This window comes from Absiella sp. AM09-50 (assembly GCF_003433845.1).
In the GTDB taxonomy this organism is placed as follows: Bacteria; Bacillota_I; Bacilli_A; order Erysipelotrichales; family Erysipelotrichaceae; genus Hoskinsella; species Hoskinsella hominis.
The window spans coordinates 171,733-194,494 of sequence record NZ_QVFI01000001.1 but is presented as its reverse complement, the minus strand read 5'-3'; the positions used below and the strand labels follow the sequence as shown (position 1 = coordinate 194,494).

Genomic DNA, 22,762 nt, shown 5'->3' with positions numbered 1-22,762 from the left:
TATACCACGTCATAAACGCCCTTGGAATGCGTAGTTTGGTTATCTTTTACGTGTTTTATATATTTCATTTCTTTTCTTAATCTTACACTGTTTTTTTCTCGTAAAAAGGATATAATAATCAATAGAGATACACTTTGAAAGGAGCTTATATGGACAAGAAAGTTGTTGTTTGTGATATTGATAATACCTTAATTGTAAAACATACGACCTTGACACCACGTGCAAAAGCAGTCATTCAAACGTTACAAAAGCATGGCATTTATTTTGGCATTGCTTCTGGGCGATCATTGATTGAAGTGAAGCGAATGATCCATGCATGGGGATTTGAGGATTTAGATTTATTGATTTCTTTAAATGGATCTATTTTATGGGATGGTATTGTAAAGAAAGAATATCAGTATTATCTAATGAAAAAGGAATGGATCAAAGAAGTCATTGCATTCATGAGCCAGTTTGATACCAATCCGATGATGTATAAAGGGAATCATTTGTTATGTGGAAAACTGGATGAAATGGTACGTTTGTCCACATCTTCTTCTAAAATGGAGCCTGTGGTTGTGGATTCTATGGCAGATTTTTATACTGAAGATAATGCGAAAATCATGTTTCGTACAAGTGAAGAGGATACCAAAAAGGTGGAAGCTTATTTTAAGGAACATCCAAATGGTAAATATCGTGCATTTAAGACACAGTCTACATTAATAGAATTTTCAGATGATCGTGTATCCAAGGCTTATACGTTACAGAAGTTTTGTGATCTGCATGATTTATCTTTAGATGATGTGATTGCTTTTGGAGATACTTCTAATGATAACGATATGTTAATGGCGAGTGGATGGGGCGTCTGTTTACGTAATGGCAGTGAGGATACTAAGGCAATTGCAGATGAGATCACAGAGAAAACCTGTGCAGAAGATGGATGGGCAGATTATATGGAAACGCATGTTATTCAGCCAAAAGGATGGTAAAAGAAAAGGTTTGATTTGAAATCAAGCCTTTTTATTAGTATGAAATTCATGAAAATCCTCTTTTATATTCACCATGTGTTAAAACTACAGCTTAGTACCAATTATTCCTCAAATAATTCCTTTACAATCAAGTCACGATTATGTAAAACGTGCTTTTTGTTCATTAAAAGATTCTCAAAGAAGCGAATTAAATATTCATTTGTCGCATAAACTTTTTTTGCATAATTTGAATAATTTGCTCTCACTAATGCATTTCTAAAATACAAAGAATGTTCTTTAAATATTTCATTTGTCACTAGATAACCCTTTGATCTAAGATATTTTTCTATAAATAATGCTGTTGTTCTTGTATTTCCTTTATCAAATGCATGTATTTGCCAAATAGATGAAGTAAATTCTGTAATTCTTTCTAATTGTTCTTTTAGTGTTTTATTCGCATAATCAAATTTCTTTTCTTCCTTAAAATCATAATCTAATGCATTTTCAATCATCATATGATTTGCATAATTTACAGTATCATTGTTTAAAATAACTTCTTCCTTTGTAATATTATATGTTCTAAATTTACCCGCAAAATCATATACATCTTGAAATAGATACTTATGTATCAATTTTAACGTGACTGGTAAAAATACAAAGCTTTCATCCTCTAATAACTCCTTAATTCTAAGTGAAACCATATCACATTCTAGTTCACTTTCTAAAACTTGTTTTTTAGCTTCCTTTTCCTTATAGTAGGCTTTAATTGCTAATTCAATTTCATAATTACTTTTATTTCCTTCTACATTTTCTTTAATTAGTTCTTTGAAATATTGTGACGGTTTTAAATTATCAACATCATTTAAACCAATAGCGATATCCCAATATAGCTGTCTGGTTTTTTTGTCATATTTTATCTTTTCTTCATCTATTTTATTATACTGTTTTTCTTCATCAAGATTAATATCATTTATATTCATTGTCATTCTCCTATCATTCTTTTATGGTACCATTCAACTCGTACTTTAACATACGCACTCATGAATTTCAATCGTTTTAATATAAACAATTGATAAAAAAGCATGTAAAAAAAGAGCGGCTTTCACACCACTCTTACACATTATAAACTAGCACTTACATAATAACCATCATGAGTAGCTTCTGCCACCGTAGCTGGTCGATTTGCATCTCCTATGATATTGGTATCTTGTACAATACCATAAAATTCATTAGCGATATCACGACGAGATTTCATGCCAACAGATATAATTACAGTATCTGCATAGATTGTTTTTATTCCATCTTTTGTTTCTACAATAATCGTATTTGAATGAATTTCTTTACATTCACTTTCTAATAAAATATCTATATCTCCACTCATGGATAGCTGCTGAAGCAACCCCATTCGCACATGTTCATTTAAGTTTGAACATAATTGCTTTTGATATTCCACAATGGTGACCTTCTTGTTTTGCTTTGCCAATAGTTTTGCAAGTTCAGTCCCTACAGAACCACCTCCTACAATCACAACCTGTTCTTTTATTTCAGCTTGATGTTCATAAGCATATAAAGCATTCATAACATGAGATTGATCAATCCCTTTGATATGTGGTACTACTGGTTGTGCCCCTACAGCCACGATTATAGAATCAGCATTTTTCAATTCTTCTTTACATTTTGTAGCGTCACAATGATAACGTACTTCAATATCTGATTTTTCAATCTGTCTAATCAGATAATCTTTATAACGTTTTAGATCCTGTTTCGATTCATCAAATTCACTACAGTATAATTGGCCCCCAAGATGATCTTCCTTTTCCATTATAATAACATCATGTCCACGCTCATAAGCTGTCAACGCTGCTTTACATCCTGCTGGCCCTCCACCGATTACATATACTTTTTTCTTATGCTCTGCCTTTGAAAGTTTCACAGGTACTCGATCCTCATGAAGATAACGTGGATTTACAGAACAACAAGTAATACTTTTCATACCATAATGTTTATCTTTTTCTCTTGCGTACATATTATAACAGTTTAAACATCGTAAACATGGCACGATATCTTCTGCTTTATCTTCCCATACTTTCTTTGTCCAGAAAGGATCCGCAATGATTTGTCTGCCAACAACTATTGCATCGGCTTCTTTATTTGCGATGATTCCTTCTGCTTCTTCTGGTGTCATGATAGCACCAACCACTGCGACAGGAATATGTACAGCTTCTTTCACAATCTTTGAATACTTTGTATTTACCATATGTGGAAAATAAGGAGATGTTGTCATCTTCGTCATTGCGGATAATTCTCTTTCCAATCCACATGATACATGTACCATGTCAATCTTATCTTCAATATGTTGAATAAATCTTATAATCTCTTGTGTATCAGTTCCATCTTCAATATATTCGTTTAAGCTGATACGCATATCTAAAGGATAATCTGGTCCTACCGCTTTTCTAACACGTTCCACAATCATTTTTGGAAATTTAATTCTGTTTTCAAAGCTTCCTCCATAGGCATCTGTTCGTTTATTAAAATGTGGAGATAAAAATTGTGTAGGCAACCATCCATGTCCAAAATGCAGCATTACCATATCAAAACCATATTCTTTCGCATCCATTGCGCCCTTCGCAAAAGCATCTGCGACCTCATTCATCATTGTTTCATCCATGGCTTTTACTTCTGTACCATCTTCTCTAATAAATCCTACAGGGCCAATTGCATAATCCCCAGGTGCTACTTTCGCATATTGACCAACATGGCATAATTCAAATTCTGCTTTGGCGCCACGTTGACGTATAATGGATACCTGTTCTCTAACTTTTGTGCTTTGTATCATATCTTCAAAACAATAAGGCCCTGGAGCCATACGTGATCTACCATCTGGTACACAACCACTTGTTCCTCTGATAATCATACCAATTCCACTGATAGATTTATCAGTAAGACTGCCAAGCGGTGCAGATATGATTCGGTTTTTTATGATCATTTGATTTACCTTTAACGGTTCAAATAAATGTGGATATTTCATAATTTATACCTCTATTCTTCAGGGATATCCTTAAATTCCAAGAAATAAGTAATAGCGGCAGAACCAAAATATGCGACTAACATTAAGACACACCACATAACAAATGTATCACCTAAGAATAAAGGTATACCACCTAATCCACATAGTCCCAAGCCATAGGCTTTTACCATGAATACAAGGGATAAAGCCCCACATATTCCTGACATAATACCAACAGCGATAAACGGTTTCTTTGTTGGTAATAAGACACCATATAATGCTGGTTCTGTAATACCAACAGCACCTATTACTGCAGAACTTAAACCTTCACCTCTTAAGTTTTTATTTTTAGTTTTTAAAGCAACACCTAGCGCTGCTCCGGCAACAGAAGCATTTCCAAATCCAAGAATCGGAAAGACAACAGAATATCCAACAGTTGCCAGCTCATTTAATACAATAGGGATTGCAGTCGCCTGGTGAATTCCTGTTAATACAAAGAATGGACAAGTTGCCCCAATAATGAGCCCACCGAAGATTGCAAAATTAGAATAGATATATGTAATACCTTTACCTAATAATTCTGAAATGATCTGTGCCAGTGGTCCTGTCACGGATAACATAATTGGCAATGCAACAAGGATTGTAATCGCAGGAACTAAAACGGATTTCAAAACCGTTGGTGATATTTTCTTTGCGATTTTTTCAATCCAATATACCACTGGCATAGTTAACATAATAGGTGTTAATGTTGATGAATAAGCAACAAGTTTCACTGGAATACCATAAAAAGATGCATAACTTTCACCAGAAGAAGCCAATGTTAATACAGAAGGATAAACCAATACACCGCCTAATACAGCCCCAATGTATGGATTCACACCTAATTTTTTCGCTGAGCTGAATCCTAATAAGATTGGCAAGAAATAGTAGCCCGCAGTTCCAGCAGCACTTACAATCTGATATCCATAGGTTGTCGCATCTACATTTAAATAAGATAACATCGCGATAATACCTTGAATTAATCCACAACCAATCAATACCGGGATAATTGGCTGAATGGTACCTGTGATATAATCAATAATCATTTGCCATGAAAACTTCTTATTTGTTTGATTCTCATAATTCTTTTCTTCTTTGATATCCGCAATCTTCATTAGTGCATCGTAGACATCATTACATTTTCCACCAAATACAATTTGATAGGTCATGTTGAAGAAAGAGGCACCTTTTACACCTTCTAAATGACTGATAGCATCCTCATTTACCAATTCTTTATTTCTGACTTCAATTCTAACTCGTGTAAAGCAACTGATGATGCTGACAATATTATGGTTACCGCCAACGTTGTCTAAAATCTGTTTTGCAATTTCTTCATAGTTCATTTTAATTTTCTCTCCTTTCATGGCTATTGGCAGATTTGAGTTTTATCTTTTTTCGCCTCTCTTTCTAAAAAAACTCAAGTCCACAGTCTTTTACCATGTCTTGAGTTTAGCCTAATTAAATAGTAACTATCTCAGTGTCTATTTCAAATCCTTACAATTACGTAAATGAAGGATTAAATAGTTTTTCTCAGGGTTTTTAATTTCCCTTCCAAACGTTTTTTTCAAATGCTCACTTAACCGCTCAACACATTCATATTCTTTGATGAATACTTCTGTAATCGTCTTAGATAGTAATTGGTCATCTACATCATTCTCACTATCTTCTATATAGCGTTTCGCGAAATGTTTTACATGGTTTACTAATCGTGTATATGCAAGACTGTTTTCATCAATTGAAGTTAGATAATCTTCTTTGATAAAAGTGATTGTAGCATCTACAACATCTAATGTTTTACTTACATACCGTTTGCCCTGATTATGTGTATTTTCTATCAGATGTAATGCGATATAACCAATTTCTTCATCGGGAATATCCACACTATACATCTCATGTATCAGCTTTTTCGCATAGCATCCTATCTTAAATTCATCTTTGTAAAACTCTTTTACTTCTATCAAAAATGGATTATCTATATCCGTTTCTTCCTTGATTCGTTTTAATGCGAAGTAGATATGATCCGTTAGAGATAAATAAATATTTTCACTTAATATCATTTCATAATTATTTTTTGAATAATCTACAATCTTTTCTGTTAGTTCTAAATATGAAGCAGGAATTTGTGAAATAAGTTCTCCAAGTTTTGTGTTTTCATTCAATACAAATACCTTCTGGATTTTATCATGACGTACATGATCACCAGCTTTTGCCTGAAAACCAATCCCTGTTCCCATCACGACAACTTCCCCTTTTCGACGATCCTTCGCAATCACAACATTGTTATTTAAGAGCTTTATAATTTTCATAATTACACCCTTTCTACTTCCAACACCTGCATACCAGGCTCCACTTCCCCCATTCTTTTATTTATGAAATGAAATTCCTCACTATTTTCAATTACCATCATCGTCGTTGCTTGATAATTTTTTGTAATTGTATGTAGATTAATTTTCATTATGAAACTTCCTGCATGTACTTTATCCCCAACATGTACATATGATTGGAATCCTTCACCATTTAATTCTACGGTGTCAATTCCTATGTGCAATATTACACGCATACCACTATCACTCTCTATACCAACTACATGCCCTGTAGGAAATACAACACTGATTTTACCATCAACAGGACTATATATTTTTCCATCTATTGGTTCAATTGCGATACCATCTCCCATCATCTTACTACTGAAAACCATATCATCTACTAATTCAATCGGCTTTAACACCCCTTTTACAGGTGCATATAACGTATACGGATTTACGTTTTTAATATCAATCTTCTTTTCTTTTCTAAACAATGCCATATTATTCCTCCAAATAAACAAAAAACCAAAACTCACCGCATATCTCGGTCAGCTTTGGTTTCGCCTGCATTACCAGTGACAATCCAAATCAATACATCACATTCATCTTTTACATTTTCAGTTTACCATTCTAAATTCTAAAAGTCAACACATAGAATAAAAAGTACACTTGAAAATAATTTTCATTTCATTCTTTATTTTCGTTTTAATATTAATAGATCTAAAATCTGAACAGTAATAATTCCGTCATCAAAATAAACTAAATGAAGTTTTATGCTTGCTGTTAAGGTATAGATTTGCTAAGAAATGAATACAATAAAAATGTCATATGGCATATATAGTTTGGCTTGTTCATAATGATCTGGGCCACCGTAGACAGGGACATCTCCTGTCATTTTTTATAAGGAGGGGTCATGAAAGAGTTAAGTATATTTATTGATGAATCAGGTGACTTTGGTGTAGAAGATAGTAAATCGCCTTATTATTAGATTAAGCTCTTGCTGATTGTTATCATAATAAATAATGATTTTATCAAAACTTTGAAAGTAAGAAAGATTTGATAAAATCTTATTACAATTAGCTGGTTTTGTATGCACATTAGAACTACTGAACATTAAATTCAAAGAAAAACAACTTAGTAAGAGTGAAAAATCTTTTTTCTATAAACCACAAGACCTTAAAAAATCTTTTTTAAAACTATTGGATAAGAAAAAGATTGGCTCACTTTGATTTTAAATGCGATTGAATAATATGATTAAATTCATAACTGTATTTTGATATTTGTCAAAAAGTTTATCATTTTTTATTAAACTTTCTGAATTTTTAGAAAAGTTTATCAATTTTTGATAAACTTCTAAAACATAAATTATGAAATATTCATAAATTTATACATAAATTTAAGTCCTTCGTAAGACTTGTCACACGCCATTTTTGTTACACTATATATGTATAAGGAATGAGGGATACTTTATGAAAAAACGTATTTTCTTTTTATTGTTATGTTTAGGATATATACTTACCACCATGGATATATTCAATAGACCTATAGCACCTAAATTAAGCGATGCGCAAGAAACCTTAATCCATGATACGTTGGTTGATTATATGAAACATGATGATGTGGAATTAGTAGTAGTGGAACGTCATAAAGTATTGCGCAAAGAAGAAACACTGAAACATTTAAAAATTTATTTGCGTGCTTATGCTAGTTCATATACCAAAGATTTAAATGCTTATGAAGGCTTCCAGTCACCTACTATTTTGACGTATACAAAAGAAAACAACAAATGGAAACTAAAAGACATCTGGTTTCCAAAAGATGGTAGCGAGTATGAAAGCAGTATAAGAAAAGCTTTTCCACCAAATTGCGTGAAAGAAGCAATGAATTTAGATGGTTATGATGAAGAAAAACATCAGGCTGAGCTTGAAGAAGTAAAAGCCTTATTTGATCAAGCATAAGAAAAGGATAGCAATCAATCACTTAGACTGACACTGCTATCCTTTTATAAAATCTATGCTGCTTTCAAAAGCGCTTTTCTTCTTACTACCAAGTAACATATCACATGCGCACTAAAAGTTAATATCCATGATATTGGATAAGATATATATAATGAGAATAATGTATGTTCCATCTGGAAAATCGTGAATATCCAAATCACACGGAATAAACATGCACCTGTTAAAGATACCAACATTGGCATGATGGAATACCCCATCCCCCTTAAACTGCCTACCATGACATCCATAATACCGCATAAGAAATATGAGGCACTCACGACACTTAAACGCGATATCCCATGCGTAATAACATCCTCACTGGAGGAATAAATACCTAATAATGTATGTCCACAAAGGAATGCACCTACGCCTAAGACAAGTCCAACGGCTGTCACAACACCCAGACATTGTAGTAAGATCTTATCAATGCGATGATATTGTTTTGCGCCCATATTCTGTGATGTAAAGCTTAATGAAGTCTGATAAATTGCATTCATGGATGTATAAACAAATCCCTCTATATTACTGGCAGCTGTATTTCCAGCCATCACGACAGAACCAAAGGAATTAACAGATGATTGTATCAATACATTTGAAATATTGAAAATCATACCTTGTAGACCTGCAGGCAAACCAATTTTTAGCATACCGGCTACCTTATCTTTATGAAACTTCATTTCCTTTAAATGAAGCCGCAAGATACCATCTGACTGCATCAGACTTAATATAATTAATCCAGCACTAATGGTTTCTGATATAATCGTTGCCAAAGCAACACCAGCAACTCCCATTTTGAATACAATAACAAATAACAGGTTAAACAATACATTGACGACACCGGCAACTGTTAAGAAATATAATGGTCGTTTTGTATCCCCAACAGCACGAAGTATGGCAGCACCAAAGTTATATATCATAAAAGCAGGCATTCCAATAAAGTATATGCGCATATATAATACAGATAAATCAATAACATCCATTGGTGTTCCCATGAGTTCTAATAGTGGTCTTGCCAGTATTAATCCAGCAAAAATCATGATGACACCACCCCAAATAGCGATATAGATAGCTGTATGAACAGTTTCTGATGCGTTTTTATAATCCTGAGCACCGCAGAATTTTCCCAATAAAACATTGGCTCCTACGGAAACTCCAATGAATAAATTCACCAGCAGGTTAATCAAAGAGCTGGTAGAACCAACCGCAGCCAATGCATGACTCCCAGTAAAACGCCCAACCACAACAATATCTGCTGCATTAAACAGCAGCTGCAATACACCTGATAGTATCAAAGGTATCGCAAACATAATAATCTTGGAAAACAATGGACCATGACACATGTCCATCTCATAACTTCTTTTCAATCTTTTCATCCCTTTTCTTTTTTTGCTTTCCTATTATAGCAAGTTCTTATAAAGATGTTAATTTAATTTTTACATTTTTTTGCAAAAGAAAAGGATAAAGCGTTATATTCGCCTTATCCGAACCATTTATTTATCATTTGGTAGTGGAAACTGTTCCGTTAATGCACAAACTTCTTTACGTACCTTCTGAATTACAGCCTCATCATCAGCGTGTTTTAATACTTCAGAAATCCATAAACCAACCTGTTTAAATTCTTCTTCTTTAAAACCTCTTGTTGTCATTGCAGCTGTTCCTAAACGAATACCGCTTGTCACAAATGGTTTTTCTGTTTCAAATGGGATGGTGTTTTTATTACATGTGATACAAGCTTCATCTAATAATTTTTCTGCCTGTTTTCCACTCATACCAATAGATTTTTTCACATCAACTAAAATCAAATGATTATTTGTACCGCCACTTACAATTCTAAAACCTTCTGCCTTTAATGTATCGCTTAATACTTTACAGTTTTTAATGATTTGTGCAGCATAGTCTTTAAATTCTGGCTGTAATGCTTCATAGAAACAAACTGCTTTTGCGGCAATAATATGCATCAAAGGACCCCCTTGCATACCTGGGAATACTTTTTTATCTAGCAATGCTGCGTATTTTTCTTTACATAATATCATACCGCCTCGTGGGCCTCTTAATGTTTTATGCGTTGTTGTTGTCACAAAATCTGCATAAGGTACAGGACTTGGATGTAAACCAGCTGCAACCAAACCAGCAATATGTGCCATATCTACCATAAAATATGCGCCTACTTCATCTGCGATTTCTCTGAATTTCGCAAAATCAATAATTCTTGGATAGGCACTGGCACCAGCAACAATCAGCTTTGGCTTGTTTTCTAAAGCAACGCGTCGCACATCTTCATAATCAATTGTTTCATCATCTTCACGAACGCCATAATCCACAAAATTATATAATGTACCTGAGAAGTTTAATGGATGCCCATGTGTTAAATGTCCACCTGCTGTCAGGTTCATACCTAAAACCGTATCCCCTGGTTCAAGGATTGCCATATACACTCCCATGTTTGCCTGAGAACCAGAGTGTGGCTGTACATTGACATGCTCCGCATGGAACAATTCCTTCGCACGTGCTCTTGCGATATCTTCTACTTCATCGACATTGACGCATCCACCGTAATAGCGTTTTCCAGGATAACCTTCTGCATATTTATTCGTCAGGATACTTCCAGCTGCCTGTAATACATCTTTTGATACATAGTTTTCTGATGCAATCAATTCAATATTATACAACTGCCTTTTTGCTTCTTTTTCTATTGCTGCTTCAATCATTTGATCTTTCATACTGCACCTCCATCGTTATTTTGTTTTTTATCATTTAATAAATATTTTTGAATCATAAAGATTACGGCAATTGCCGTTACACCAATCAAGTTATCTAAAGAACTGTCATGCGTGATGACAATCTGTCTTGCGACTGCATATAACAGCACTTCAATCACACTTTGTGGTGTATGTAAAATCAACATTCGCACAAATTCAATACCAACAACCAGTGTCAGAATATTTTCCATAAATTCATTTAGCTGGAAAGAACCCTCCACAAATGCGCCTAACGCATGACATACGCATATCACGGTAGATACGCCAATGGCAATCATGGATATTACCGCAATTGCGATTTCCATATATTTTACGACTTTTACCATCCATTCATTACTCATACTTGTTCTCCTTTATAAAATCACGGGGAATCTGTGCATCTACATTAATACATGCTTTTCTCGCCTGTTGATGCTGATATTTTCGTTGTATGCGATACAATCTGCCATTTTTGATAAATCTGGCTCCTGTCTGTTTAAAGTAAAATGATATTCCTTTTTCTATACATTGTTCACGGATATGTAAAATCCATGCATAATCACATGCACGTGCTTCATTACCGCTTTCTCCACCTGCTGTAATCTGTTCTATACTTTCATCTAGCATGCCATGAAAATCAATATCACTTAACAACGGTTCACAAATCAATTGTTTATGTCTGATTGGCATCTTGAGATAGATTGGCAAGCGGATATCTGCCTGTTTCTGATTTTCCATGGTACAACAAATCGTGACATTCTCATAACCATCGCCCCAATCTTCAGGTATACATTCCATAAAGCGGTGAATTCGTTTGGTTATCATAAAGAAATGTAAATCACTTCTTTCTTTTATGATCGCCCAGGCTTCTTTTCGCCATTCATCTGCTTCTTCGACAAAGAAGTCACTGGTAAAGCACGTATACAGCACTTCACCTGAAGGTATTTTATAGCTTCCATCCCGTTTTTTTGCGATTGGCAGATACATCGTTTTCAGTTTTGTCACAACACTGGCATCTTTACCATGTCGCTCATCCATACGATAGACATAACAATGCTCACAGCCTTCAGAGAACTTATGGCAGCCGTGCCATGGATTCCATTGTGGCATTATTTTTCTAAAGCCATTACTTTATCGATACGTCTTTGGTGGCGAGCATCATGACTGAATTCGGTACCCATCCATACACGTACGATTTCTTTCATTAATTCTACACCGATGATTCTTTGACCCATTGCTAAAACGTTTGAATCATTGTGTTCTCTTGTAAGTTTTGCACTTACTGGGTCGCTGCATAACGCACAACGAATTCCTTTGATTTTATTGGCAGTGATACTTACACCAATACCAGTACCACAAATAACGATACCACGATCGTTCTTGCCATCCGCAACACTTTGTGCAGCAGGTCCTGCATAATCAGGATAATCTACACTTTCTGTGCTATAACAGCCGAAATCTTCAACGATATGTCCTTCTTTAGTCAACATTTCCTTTACTATTTCCTTGTATTCAAATGCTCCATGATCACAAGCTAATGCTATTTTCATATGTATTTTTCCTCCTATTGTTTATATGGAACCATTATACCATAGGATAAGAAAAAACGAACAGAGAACTGCTCGTTTTATATTAAAGTATTGGTTTCATCTGATAGCTGACACTGACACAATCCTCTGTCTTGATTTGTTCATATTTTTCAAGAATACGGTTGATTGCTTTCTGGCAGCCTTCTTTTCTAGGTGTTGCGATAATCACAGAGTACTGTGTTAGATTACATTTAGAGAATACATCGTTTTTACGCAACATAGAATAGATAATATCTTTTAGTAAATCGCTTTCCTTCAATAAACGTTTTTCACTTAACTTGCCACTATCATCTTTTACAGTGATCAGTACTAAGAATCTTGCACGTGTAGAACGTTGTGCAGCACGTACATTGATACGATATATGTTTTTAAATACGTCAAAGTCACAATAGAATGTTCCCTGATCTTTTGTGGATTCATTCATTTCTCTTTCCAGTTCTTCTACACTGACTGGTGTTTTTGCGCTGGTTTCTTGAATCATTGCGTAGATTTCTTTCATACGTTCGCTGACTTCAATCCCCAGACGGCTGTAATATAAATCAATGACTTTGTGATAGTATGACATTGCCATCGCAATCATGTCTAGTTTATAATAAGCAAACAGCTTTAATTCATGTACTTTGGTATTAGTAAATTCCTGATAATCTAATAAATCACATAAATTAATGATATCCTCATAACGTCCTAAATCACCTAAACATTCTGCGACTTTACTGATGCATTCCAGTTTTAGATTGTTATAGTAGGTTCTCTGTAATACAATCCAGTTTTCATTTGGGAACTCAAACATGAATTCTTCCTTATATTCAGTAAGCATTTGACGGCATAATTCTAATGCCTTATCAATGTCTTCTTCCTCTTTGATTTTTTCTGCCAGATTTTCAAATTTCACAATGTCAAGATCACATTCTAATTCACTGTTCCAAATATAAGAATTACTCTTTGAAAGGATACATTCTACATTTTCTCCAGGAAAGAATTTCTTTAGTTCTAAACGGGCACGATAAACCAGATTACGCAATGCTCCTTCTGGATTATCTGCGCTATTGTTTGGCCAAAGGATTTCCATTAATCTGGCCTTGTTTGTAAGTGTAGTACGATTAACGATTAAATAGGCAATCAGCATGATGACCTGCATGCTTTTTTTAGTTTCCTGTGGAAATTTATTGAATTCGTTACGGATAGAAAATTCACCTAACATCTCGATTTGTAAAGTATCTTCATATTTCATAATGTAACCTCTTTCTCTGCGTGAACATCACTGTCACAAATTTGCAGACTTTTTCCTACTTTAAATTTTAATGGGATGTTGGTGTGATGTCAACGAATCTTAAAAAATTAGAAATTTGTCTTAAATATATCGCAAAAAAGCAAAATTCATGGTCCTTTTTCCAAATTTCCATGAATTTTTTTCGCTATTTTAATGTATTCAAAATGGTTTCTTCATCAATTGGTCCACTTCTGATGATATTGATTTCCTCTTTGCTCATATCCACAATCGTACTTGCGACTTTTCCACCAGCTTCACCCAGCACAATTGCATCAATTCTGCCATCCAGTTGTGACAATACCTGTTCATCATTTACACCAGTTTCTTCACCGGATAAATTGGCACTTGTTACTAACAATGGCTTCTCACATTTTTCAATCATTTCCAGTACAAATGGATCATCTGGCATACGAATACCTACTGTATCAAATCCGTTTGTAATGTAATCTGGTAATGTATCTTTCTTTTTTAAAATGATAGTAAATGCCCCTGGCATAAATGCATTCACAAGCTTTCTTGCACGATCATCTACTTCTGCAATAGTTTCTATTTGTTCAAGACTTGCCACCATCGTTGGAATTGGCTTATTTTCTGGTCTGCCTTTGGCTTCTTTTAGAGCTTCTAATGCTTCTTCATTTTCATAAATGACGCCTAATCCATAAACTGTATCTGTAGGGAATGCGACAACGTTTCCTTCTTTCAACAGTTCTACAACTGCTTCTAAATCTTCTTTTTCAAAACGGATGGTATTCATCAAGCGTTCCTCCTTGCGTTTTTTTAACGTCATCATTCTACCACATTCTGTTTTTGATAGGAAGAAAAATCCCATTGCAATATAAAAATTATGTTTTCGCAATGGAAGGAATTATTGCTTATAAGCTAATTTTATCTATACATTCTTTTGCTTCTTCAGTTAAATATTCAAAATTGTGAAAAAAGAAAAGACAAAAATTAGAGTACTTTAGTAGAGAATTTAAATCCTGTTTTATATGGCTCCATGATTGATCATATTTGCATTTTGGAAACAAATTATCATCACTAATGTAATTTATAAATTTACTCTCACACCCCTCATATTGATCAGCAAATGCTTCCGCATATACTACTTTATTTTCCTGTTTCATATTTCGCTCATCATGTAAAACATGATCTAAGTTACAAGAAAAATAATATACTTCAATTGGAAAATGATAAACCTCCTGTGTAGAGTTTATGATATTTAAATTTCTTGATTTTAATCTATTTCTCTCTATTGCAGTTTCTGGTCTATTCGTATAAATCCCATCATCTTCATATCGAAAACAATTATCACATTCTGAATAAAAAACATAATCAGAAGCGATATAACAACCATCAATATCTGTTAAATATATTAATTTTTCGATATCTGCTTTTCTAATTCCGCGATTCATCTCAAGAAACTCATCTATAACAATTTTAATACGTTCTTTCATATTATGATGATAAAAACGTCTATCTAAGGCTGCAGTTAAATCGCATCGCAATATTTTAAAATATATTTTTTTATCATTCAATAATTCTGATACAATTGGTTCTAATGCTTCTTTATCACTTAACCCCTCTACGATGAACAAAAAAACTTTTTTCTTATTCATATAATTTTCCTGCTTTTCTAAATGCCCTCTTTATTTCATAGTTTTTTGTTTCCTCATACAATTGCTCACTTTGTCCACCTAACATAATATTTGTATAATAATAATCACGAATATTATTGTTTGGTTTTACTCCTGTTAAACGTATAAATCTGTTAGTTGGATTTACTGTTGTAAATATAATTGATTTATATGATAATTTTTCTAATGGTCTTAAATTATGTGAAGTAAATACAAATTGACCTTTGGCAGATTCATTCATGATTTCCAACAATTCTCCTAACAAGTATTCATAAATGCCCGAATCAAATTCATCGATCATTAAACATAGTGAATTGTTATTATAGGCAGCAATTAAGGAGCTTGTTACTGAAATTATTCTCTTTATCCCCTCTGATTCATATTTTAGTGGTATAAATTTTGCATTTCTAACACTAACAACTTCAAAATTCATGCCCATAGAACCATCTTTTAAAAGCTGCTCTTTCTTGTGTATGATTTGTATATTCAAGGAAGGAATAATAGCTGATATTACTAGATCTATTTGCTGAATAATTTTTTCCATATCATGAAATAGTGCTAATGGCATCTCGTTAGGTTCTAAGATATTTACTGGAATTTCTCCAAGCTTTAATGAATCTTTTACAGGCAAGTAAACACTGATTGGCATAAATGTATTCATATTGATACTGCCCATCACATCATTCTCAATAATGATTAAACCAGTTTGCGCAAAGATATTTAATACTTCAATTGTTTTGATTAGATAATCTTCATTTTTATCTTTCAATTCAGAAATTAATGAATTCCTATTTCTTTCATAAAAAATAAAAGAAGCATCCTTTTGCATATCTTTCACAACCCTTAGTTCTATTAATAGATCCTTGGATATTTTATTTTTTAATTTTTTTAAAGTAATATCTCCAAAATCTGTTTGAATTAAAATAACTTGTGGTTTCCATTTCTTCTTATCTTTATCGTATGATTTAGATAGTAGCTTTTCTGATGTTATATTAAAGTTACCATCTTCTAATTCTATTTTCACATGATATTCCACCAGCTGCATATTTGTTTCATGAATAAACAAAAATGTATATATAAGATTGGCTTCATGCTTTTCATTATTGATATACTGATCAATATTCTTTGGCAGGCACTCCCCTGACATGATTGTTTTAAGAATTTTAGTGGTCTCTAAAACGGCACTTTTTCCAGAACCATTTTGTCCATATATGCCAAGTACAGGGTGAAATGTGGATCTAATATCATCAAAGTCTCCTTTTAATATTTCACTATACTCCTGAAAAGCCACTTCACCATGAAGAATATTTTTAATGCCATTTATTTCAATTTGTTCAATTCTTACAAGATTATTCATATATGACACCTCCATGTTCATTGTAACACATGAGTATAATTTGTCAATTAAATTACGATTTCGTAACATTTTGTATCAAAATATATTTTTATAATGAATTTATTGGTAAAAAATATAATATAAAAAAGATACAAAAATGTTTTCATTCCTGTATCTCTACAAACTTTATAATTATCGTCTGTATCATTCTGCAAAAAATCAGATCATTAACAGCTTCTATTTTTAATTCAACAATCCCAAACGTTGAAATTCTTCTTCAGGCGCCTGATACTGTTTCAGTAATTCTTTTAATTTATTATCATATATTTGTGTATCTACTTTTCCCACAAGATTATATTTTTGATATTCATCTTCTTTGATATTAAACAATTGATCTCCAAAGATAGAAGCATCATAAAATGTTTTTATTGGAATTTTCAAATAAGATACCCCATTAGAATAAGCATCTCCTTTTACTAATTCTGCCTTATTGATTGCTTCACAAGGAATAAATCCTCTCATTTGGGTTGGCATTAATGTACACTCAACCAATGGATTTTCTGAATCAATATTGGCTTTCATATAAACATAAGATCCATCACTCATGCATGTAAAGCTTCCATGAACGCCATATAATATAACATCTCTAGTATTTTGGTTATTCCTCATACATGTGATTAATGAAGAACCATCACATACACTATAATCAATATTAAAAAAGTCCAATAAAGTAGGAGCCACATCAATGGTCTGTGCTATAGCTTCACAGCTTTTATGCCCTTGATGATTTGGATCATATAGAAAAAAAGGTATATGTATAACTTCATCATACATTGGTCCAAAATTTTTGCCCATCATGCCATGTTCCCCCAGCAAAAATCCATGATCTGTATTCACAATAAACATTGTATCTTTCCATAAATCGTATTGATCCATTAAATCCAGCACTTTTCCTAGATAATGATCACACATTGTGATTAAAGAGGCATATTCTTTTCTAACTTCTTTTAAATTTTCCCCATGCAACTGTTCATCAATAGGACCATAAGCTGGCCAGTTGAATTCTGGTGCATTTTCAAGCTCATATAAATCACGATATCTTTGTGGAACATAAAATGGTTCATGTGGATCAAAACTTTCTATTTGAAGAAACCAGTTATCTTTATCAGCATGTTTTTTAATGAAATCTAGACCAGCATGAAATGTTTTTACACTGGACATATCTTCTTCTTTTTGTTGTCTTGTAATATTTGCATAATGTTGCTGAACTGAAATACCCTTTTTTGACAAAGCATTCCGTTGAGAAGGAAGCATTCCTTCATCTTGTGGTATCCAGCGATCACCTTCCTGTCCACGAAATCCTTCCCAAGTATTGTATCGATTATGATAGGTTGCACCTCCATCTTCGAAATAATGAGAATGATCTGTACATAAATGTGTATAAATTCCAGCTTTTTTTAACTCTTCAATCACAGAAAAATCAAATGGCTCTAATGGCCCCCAGCTTCTGTGAAGAAAATTATATTTTCCTGTATGCAATTCTCTTCTGGCAGGCATACATGGCATACTGCCTCCATAAAAATTATCAAAACGACAGCAATGTTCCTCTAGCCGTTTGAAATTTGGCGTTTTCACCCAGTCATTTCCATAGTTTTCTAAAAATCTTCTGCTCAGGGTATCAAACATGACCATGATCGCCTTCATAGTTTATTCTCCTTCTTATTTTTCCTTTACAGTTTCCCTTTCTACAACGTGTTCAATATCATTTTTACGATGATCTTTTGCTTTTTGAATTTCATCATATTCTTTATTTAATGCATGCATTAAGCAGTCAACTGCAAAATATGCACCCTTTTCCACCTGTAGATCAACTGTAGTTAATGCAGGACTTACAAGAGAAGATTCAGGAAGATTATTGCTTCCTATAATCGATATATCATCGGGAACTTGAATATTTCTATGTTGTAACGCACGCATGCCTCCCAAAGCAATATCGTCATTAGAATAATAGATAGCATCAATATTTTCTATTTGATCTATGATATTCATTGTTGCATCATATCCCCCAGCAAAGGTATTGCTACCAGCATCAAATACAAGTTCTTCACGATATGGAATACCAAATTTCAATAATGTGTTTTTGTATCCAGATAATCTTCTTGGTGTTCCCAAAGTTTTCATAGAGCCTTTGACAAAGGCGATACGTTTATGCCCTTTTGCGATTAAATATTCTACTGCTGCACTATAATCTGAAGCATATCTTTGAATATCATCGCTAAAGATATAATCCCCTTCTACATGATGTCCCATAATATACATAGGAAAATCTTCTCTTGCATAAGCCTGAATAAATTCATCTTCAATCTGATTGGTATAAATGATAACGCCATCTGCACGATGCTCTGATATAAACCTTTTCGCTGTACGTGAAGAGCTTTGTGTTGTCGCTATCAATAGATCATAACCATAAGATGCTACTCGTTCTTGGATTGCATGTAATGTTTTTGAGAAAAAAGAACGTGAAGCATCTGTTACTACAAACAATATAATATTGGTACATTTCTTTTGTAAATCTACCGCAATCCCATTTTTTACATATCCTAATTCTCTCGCTTTGTCCAAAACCATTTGTTTTGTTTGCTGCGAAATTCTTGAATTATCATTTAAAGCCATGGATACAGTCGAAACTCCCAGATTTAATTCTCTTGCTATATCCTTGATTGTTGCCATATCATCACCTTCTACCACATATTACTATTTTACTATAATAGGATGATGATAAGCAAATAGATAATCTTTAACTATTCATTTTCTTTCTTATTTTCATCAGCTAAAAGCTGTTTATCATATATTTTAATAAATGGCATTAAAATAATGATATCTAAAGCAAACAGTACTGCCCATAAGATGATAGTACGTATATCTCCACCTGTAGATAAGAATAAATTAAATACTCCAGGTATTGTAAATGGAAGCACAATATGAATACTGTTTACCAGCTCAGCACTCATTGCGATATATCCAATCGTACATGTGATTACGTTTGCTATCATAATTGGTAAAGCTACTGTTACATTCATTACAATTGGTACACCAAAGGTTAGTGGTTCATTGATATTAAAAATATCTGGAACCAAGGCTACTTTGCGAATAGATTTCAAAGTTGCACTTTTTGCAACTAGGAAGAAGCATACCATCATAGCAGGATAAGACATCCAATTACCGAAAATTGTAAGGAATGCACCTGATAATGGTGTTGGTGTTCCCTGTCCTGTAATATAATACTGTGCATTTAATGCGATATTTGCAGTTGTGATTGGTGTTAATACTCCACCAATCATGTTGTTTCCGTGGATACCAAAGAACCAGAATAAGCTTAATAAAATACTTAACAAAATTACTGCAGGCAGTGAAGATGACGCAAACATCAATGGTTTGATAACTGTGAAAATTAATGCACAAAGATTATTACCACTTAAAGATGTACAAATTGCATTTAGTATAATCATTCCAATTGTTAATACTGCAGCAGGAATCAATGCTTCGAATGGAGCTGTTACATTAGGTGGAACAGAATCTGGCATTTTGATTTTAATGTTTTTCTTCATAAAGAAACGCATAACTTCTACAGTTACAAAGGCAACAATGATTGCGTAAAACATACCAACAGCTCCCAGGTTGTTCATCTGTGATACTAATCCAAGTTTTTCATCTGTAATTGGTGCAGCACTTGTTAACCAGAATACAAATAGTGCAATCAATGCGCTGGACATTCCATTCATTTTGTATTCTTTTGCTAATGCATAGGCTACAGCAAATACAACATAAACAGATATAGCTCCAATAGTTAAGTTATAAGGCGCCATTAGAATTGCATTATTTGAAACTGCCCATGACTGCCATGCAAGTAAGAATTGGTTAAAGATATTAGTTGGTTGTAAGCCAGCTGATACAGGTGGTACAGCCAATAACATTGCAAATCCTCCGATAATCGTCAAAGGAATCGTAATTGTCATACCATCTTTTAAAGCAGATAAGTGTGGTTCAGCGTTTAGTTTTGTAGCAATTGGAAACAAAATTTCTTGAAGCCTATCTTGAAATTTTTCTACAAAGTGGTTCATAATTTTCTCCTTTTTCTTTTTCTTCATTTACTCTTAAATCTTTTGTTGAAACGTTTCACATCATCATTATAACATCGTTGTAAGCGTTGTCAATATTTGTTTACAATTTTTTTATTTTTTTTAACGATTGCTTTTCTTTAAAATTCAGCAAAAAAAAAGACTGCATATATAGAAAATAAAGTTCTAAAATACAATCTTTTTCACCCATATTTTTTACTTCAAAATTATTTCCTCCAACGTTTTTCTAGGACGTGGTGATGGTTGTTCATCCGCATATCCAACAGCAATACCAGACACCAGTAAATCATCAGTTCTCCCTAATTCTTCGCATATTCCTTCTCTTGTATAAACCGTATCCGCAATCCATACAGAACCTAAACCTTCATTCACTGCCTTTAAACAAATATGTTCTATGGCTGCACCTACAGATAACAAGTCACTTTGTATCCATTCTTCATCTTTTGGGATAAATACCAATATCAATACTGGCGCATTCTTGATGATATTTGCGGAATTTCTAGAACTGTTCATATAGCCATGTAGTTCTACATCATTTTGTTCAAAAAGGTTTAACATAATATCCGCAACACGATTTTTTCTATCTTCTGTAAGTACCATGAACCTCCATGGTTGACGATTTTTCGCTGATTGGCATAACCTTGCACAGTCTAATATCGCTGTAATTTTCTCTGTTTCCACTGCTTGTTGGTGAAACTTGCGTATACTTCTTCGATTTTTTATTACCTGATCAAATTCCATATGCTTATCCTCTCTTTTTCACTGGTATCCAGATTTCACTTTGGTAATCACTCGCTGACATATCACCTTTAGAATACCATTCTAGATTCATACATCCTTCAAATACATATTCTGGATGTTGTGGCAGCCATTCTTTATAAATTTGTGTATTCACAGATTGTAAGGCAGCAGGTAATGGTCCACTGCATCGAAACTTCACATAAGTTGATTCTGGTATATTATAAACGATCATTCCTCGTGGTACTTCTTCCCCATGATATCGTCCTGCCATCAGATATTGAAAACCATCTTTTACACTTCCATCATCGATACAGATACCAAATTCTCCGACAAAACATGTCTTTTTTAGTTCTGTAAATTCATTTGGTTGTTCACAATATATTTTCGTTAATTCATTCCATGCTTGCGGGATATCCTGATAAGCTGTTTCCTGCTTGATATCTTTGATAAAACCAATCACTTTCATTGCCTCCATGTGTTCTATCGTGTAGTCCATTTCATTTCCTCCTTGTATTGTAATGGATATTCTTAGAGGCAGGAATGGTTTCAGTTTGCGATTATCTTTTTTCAATTGCATTGGTGATATACCATGAAAACGGGTAAATGCTTTTGTGAAGCTTTCTGGTGTATCATAATGATATTTATATGCCAGATCAATTACTTTATCATTACCATCAATAATATCTAATGCGGCCAGATATAGTCTTCTACATCTGATATATTCTCCAATAGAATAACCGGTAATGATTTTAAAACCCTTCTGAAAATAAAAGGATGACATATAAACGATATCTGTAAGATCATCTGCATGGATATCTTCATAGATATGATCTTCTATATATTTCAATGCTGTTGCTAAACTTTCTGTCCATTCCATATCCTTACCTCCTGATTACATTCTAATCCTTGGGATGATTTGTTTCCTGTTATTTTTTGTTTCTTTTTGTCGCTTCTATCTTATTGTACCTTTATCTTTTCATGATTTATATATTTAAATAAAAAAACTTGTTTGACTT

The 22,762-nt window shown here is 33.5% G+C and carries 21 protein-coding genes; 2 read left to right on the top strand and 19 right to left on the bottom strand.

The annotated features are described in order from the left end of the window. The first annotated feature begins 149 nt into the window (after nt 1-149). Complete coding sequence (locus tag DW114_RS00950) at nt 150-968, top strand: HAD family hydrolase (protein WP_117451501.1); 819 nt, start codon at nt 150-152, stop codon at nt 966-968. Nucleotides 969-1,069: 101 nt separating this feature from the next. On the opposite strand, the gene DW114_RS00945 is transcribed toward DW114_RS00950, so the two are convergent. The 5 genes from DW114_RS00945 to DW114_RS00925 all read right to left on the bottom strand — a co-directional run bounded on the left by DW114_RS00945 (nt 1,070) and on the right by DW114_RS00925 (nt 6,802). Further along, nucleotides 1,070-1,927, bottom strand: a complete 858-nt coding sequence (locus DW114_RS00945; protein WP_117451499.1) for a Fic/DOC family protein — start codon at nt 1,925-1,927, stop codon at nt 1,070-1,072. Between the two features lie 140 nt (nt 1,928-2,067). Beyond that, nucleotides 2,068-3,978: an FAD-dependent oxidoreductase gene (locus tag DW114_RS00940; RefSeq protein WP_117451497.1), complete on the bottom strand. Its 1,911-nt coding sequence runs from the start codon at nt 3,976-3,978 to the stop codon at nt 2,068-2,070. Between the two features lie 11 nt (nt 3,979-3,989). Next, on the bottom strand, nt 3,990-5,339 hold the full coding sequence (locus DW114_RS00935) for a PTS transporter subunit EIIC (RefSeq protein ID WP_117451495.1): 1,350 nt from the start codon (nt 5,337-5,339) through the stop codon (nt 3,990-3,992). A 138-nt stretch (nt 5,340-5,477) separates the two neighbouring features. Then, complete coding sequence (locus DW114_RS00930; RefSeq protein ID WP_117451493.1) at nt 5,478-6,302, bottom strand: PRD domain-containing protein; 825 nt, start codon at nt 6,300-6,302, stop codon at nt 5,478-5,480. A gap of 2 nt (nt 6,303-6,304) precedes the next feature. Then, complete coding sequence (locus DW114_RS00925; protein ID WP_117451492.1) at nt 6,305-6,802, bottom strand: PTS sugar transporter subunit IIA; 498 nt, start codon at nt 6,800-6,802, stop codon at nt 6,305-6,307. A 969-nt stretch (nt 6,803-7,771) separates the two neighbouring features. Between DW114_RS00925 and DW114_RS00920 the strand changes: the two genes are divergently transcribed. Then, entirely contained in the window at nt 7,772-8,260 is a 489-nt protein-coding gene (locus DW114_RS00920; protein ID WP_117451491.1) for a hypothetical protein, read from the top strand. A 53-nt stretch (nt 8,261-8,313) separates the two neighbouring features. Here the strand turns inward: DW114_RS00920 and DW114_RS00915 are convergent, their stop codons facing one another. The 14 genes from DW114_RS00915 to DW114_RS00850 all read right to left on the bottom strand — a co-directional run bounded on the left by DW114_RS00915 (nt 8,314) and on the right by DW114_RS00850 (nt 22,623). After that, a complete protein-coding gene (locus DW114_RS00915) occupies nt 8,314-9,672 on the bottom strand; it encodes an MATE family efflux transporter (RefSeq protein WP_117451490.1) in 1,359 nt (452 codons plus the stop codon). 117 nt (nt 9,673-9,789) lie between these two features. Further along, entirely contained in the window at nt 9,790-11,019 is a 1,230-nt protein-coding gene (gene glyA / locus DW114_RS00910; protein WP_117451489.1) for a serine hydroxymethyltransferase, read from the bottom strand. Beyond that, nucleotides 11,016-11,399, bottom strand: a complete 384-nt coding sequence (locus DW114_RS00905; protein WP_117451488.1) for a transporter — start codon at nt 11,397-11,399, stop codon at nt 11,016-11,018. Before DW114_RS00905 ends, glyA begins: the two co-directional genes overlap by 4 nt. Next, complete coding sequence (locus DW114_RS00900; protein ID WP_117451487.1) at nt 11,392-12,147, bottom strand: DUF5131 family protein; 756 nt, start codon at nt 12,145-12,147, stop codon at nt 11,392-11,394. Before DW114_RS00900 ends, DW114_RS00905 begins: the two co-directional genes overlap by 8 nt. Further along, a complete protein-coding gene (gene rpiB / locus DW114_RS00895) occupies nt 12,147-12,587 on the bottom strand; it encodes a ribose 5-phosphate isomerase B (RefSeq protein ID WP_117451486.1) in 441 nt (146 codons plus the stop codon). Before rpiB ends, DW114_RS00900 begins: the two co-directional genes overlap by 1 nt. An 82-nt stretch (nt 12,588-12,669) precedes the next feature. Further along, complete coding sequence (locus DW114_RS00890; protein ID WP_117451485.1) at nt 12,670-13,857, bottom strand: AfsR/SARP family transcriptional regulator; 1,188 nt, start codon at nt 13,855-13,857, stop codon at nt 12,670-12,672. Between the two features lie 184 nt (nt 13,858-14,041). Next, complete coding sequence (locus DW114_RS00885; protein WP_243205918.1) at nt 14,042-14,686, bottom strand: L-threonylcarbamoyladenylate synthase; 645 nt, start codon at nt 14,684-14,686, stop codon at nt 14,042-14,044. Nucleotides 14,687-14,768: 82 nt separating this feature from the next. Beyond that, nucleotides 14,769-15,512, bottom strand: a complete 744-nt coding sequence (locus DW114_RS00880; RefSeq protein WP_117451483.1) for a hypothetical protein — start codon at nt 15,510-15,512, stop codon at nt 14,769-14,771. Beyond that, nucleotides 15,505-16,887: an AAA family ATPase gene (locus DW114_RS00875; protein ID WP_158552180.1), complete on the bottom strand. Its 1,383-nt coding sequence runs from the start codon at nt 16,885-16,887 to the stop codon at nt 15,505-15,507. Before DW114_RS00875 ends, DW114_RS00880 begins: the two co-directional genes overlap by 8 nt. 222 nt (nt 16,888-17,109) lie before the next feature. Further along, nucleotides 17,110-18,570, bottom strand: coding sequence for a sulfatase (locus DW114_RS00870; protein ID WP_117451480.1), 1,461 nt, complete (start codon nt 18,568-18,570; stop codon nt 17,110-17,112). A gap of 15 nt (nt 18,571-18,585) precedes the next feature. Continuing rightward, entirely contained in the window at nt 18,586-19,596 is a 1,011-nt protein-coding gene (locus DW114_RS00865; RefSeq protein ID WP_117451478.1) for a LacI family DNA-binding transcriptional regulator, read from the bottom strand. Nucleotides 19,597-19,667: 71 nt separating this feature from the next. Beyond that, nucleotides 19,668-20,987 carry a PTS sugar transporter subunit IIC gene (locus DW114_RS00860; RefSeq protein WP_117451476.1) on the bottom strand — a complete coding sequence of 440 codons (1,320 nt, stop codon included), beginning with the start codon at nt 20,985-20,987 and terminating at the stop codon, nt 19,668-19,670. A 213-nt stretch (nt 20,988-21,200) separates the two neighbouring features. Beyond that, nucleotides 21,201-21,746, bottom strand: coding sequence for a nitroreductase family protein (locus DW114_RS00855; RefSeq protein WP_117451474.1), 546 nt, complete (start codon nt 21,744-21,746; stop codon nt 21,201-21,203). 4 nt (nt 21,747-21,750) lie between these two features. Then, complete coding sequence (locus DW114_RS00850) at nt 21,751-22,623, bottom strand: AraC family transcriptional regulator (RefSeq protein ID WP_117451472.1); 873 nt, start codon at nt 22,621-22,623, stop codon at nt 21,751-21,753. Between the last annotated feature and the right edge of the window lie 139 nt (nt 22,624-22,762).

Coding starts and splice junctions, on each gene's coding strand:
- DW114_RS00950 (WP_117451501.1), top strand. CDS start 150: ATGGACAAGAAAGTTGTTGTTTGTGATATTGATAATACCTTAATTGTA.
- DW114_RS00945 (WP_117451499.1), bottom strand. CDS start 1,927: ATGAATATAAATGATATTAATCTTGATGAAGAAAAACAGTATAATAAA.
- DW114_RS00940 (WP_117451497.1), bottom strand. CDS start 3,978: ATGAAATATCCACATTTATTTGAACCGTTAAAGGTAAATCAAATGATC.
- DW114_RS00935 (WP_117451495.1), bottom strand. CDS start 5,339: ATGAACTATGAAGAAATTGCAAAACAGATTTTAGACAACGTTGGCGGT.
- DW114_RS00930 (WP_117451493.1), bottom strand. CDS start 6,302: ATGAAAATTATAAAGCTCTTAAATAACAATGTTGTGATTGCGAAGGAT.
- DW114_RS00925 (WP_117451492.1), bottom strand. CDS start 6,802: ATGGCATTGTTTAGAAAAGAAAAGAAGATTGATATTAAAAACGTAAAT.
- DW114_RS00920 (WP_117451491.1), top strand. CDS start 7,772: ATGAAAAAACGTATTTTCTTTTTATTGTTATGTTTAGGATATATACTT.
- DW114_RS00915 (WP_117451490.1), bottom strand. CDS start 9,672: ATGAAAAGATTGAAAAGAAGTTATGAGATGGACATGTGTCATGGTCCA.
- glyA (WP_117451489.1), bottom strand. CDS start 11,019: ATGAAAGATCAAATGATTGAAGCAGCAATAGAAAAAGAAGCAAAAAGG.
- DW114_RS00905 (WP_117451488.1), bottom strand. CDS start 11,399: ATGAGTAATGAATGGATGGTAAAAGTCGTAAAATATATGGAAATCGCA.
- DW114_RS00900 (WP_117451487.1), bottom strand. CDS start 12,147: ATGCCACAATGGAATCCATGGCACGGCTGCCATAAGTTCTCTGAAGGC.
- rpiB (WP_117451486.1), bottom strand. CDS start 12,587: ATGAAAATAGCATTAGCTTGTGATCATGGAGCATTTGAATACAAGGAA.
- DW114_RS00890 (WP_117451485.1), bottom strand. CDS start 13,857: ATGAAATATGAAGATACTTTACAAATCGAGATGTTAGGTGAATTTTCT.
- DW114_RS00885 (WP_243205918.1), bottom strand. CDS start 14,686: ATGATGACGTTAAAAAAACGCAAGGAGGAACGCTTGATGAATACCATC.
- DW114_RS00880 (WP_117451483.1), bottom strand. CDS start 15,512: ATGAATAAGAAAAAAGTTTTTTTGTTCATCGTAGAGGGGTTAAGTGAT.
- DW114_RS00875 (WP_158552180.1), bottom strand. CDS start 16,887: ATGAATAATCTTGTAAGAATTGAACAAATTGAAATAAATGGCATTAAA.
- DW114_RS00870 (WP_117451480.1), bottom strand. CDS start 18,570: ATGAAGGCGATCATGGTCATGTTTGATACCCTGAGCAGAAGATTTTTA.
- DW114_RS00865 (WP_117451478.1), bottom strand. CDS start 19,596: ATGGCAACAATCAAGGATATAGCAAGAGAATTAAATCTGGGAGTTTCG.
- DW114_RS00860 (WP_117451476.1), bottom strand. CDS start 20,987: ATGAACCACTTTGTAGAAAAATTTCAAGATAGGCTTCAAGAAATTTTG.
- DW114_RS00855 (WP_117451474.1), bottom strand. CDS start 21,746: ATGGAATTTGATCAGGTAATAAAAAATCGAAGAAGTATACGCAAGTTT.
- DW114_RS00850 (WP_117451472.1), bottom strand. CDS start 22,623: ATGGAATGGACAGAAAGTTTAGCAACAGCATTGAAATATATAGAAGAT.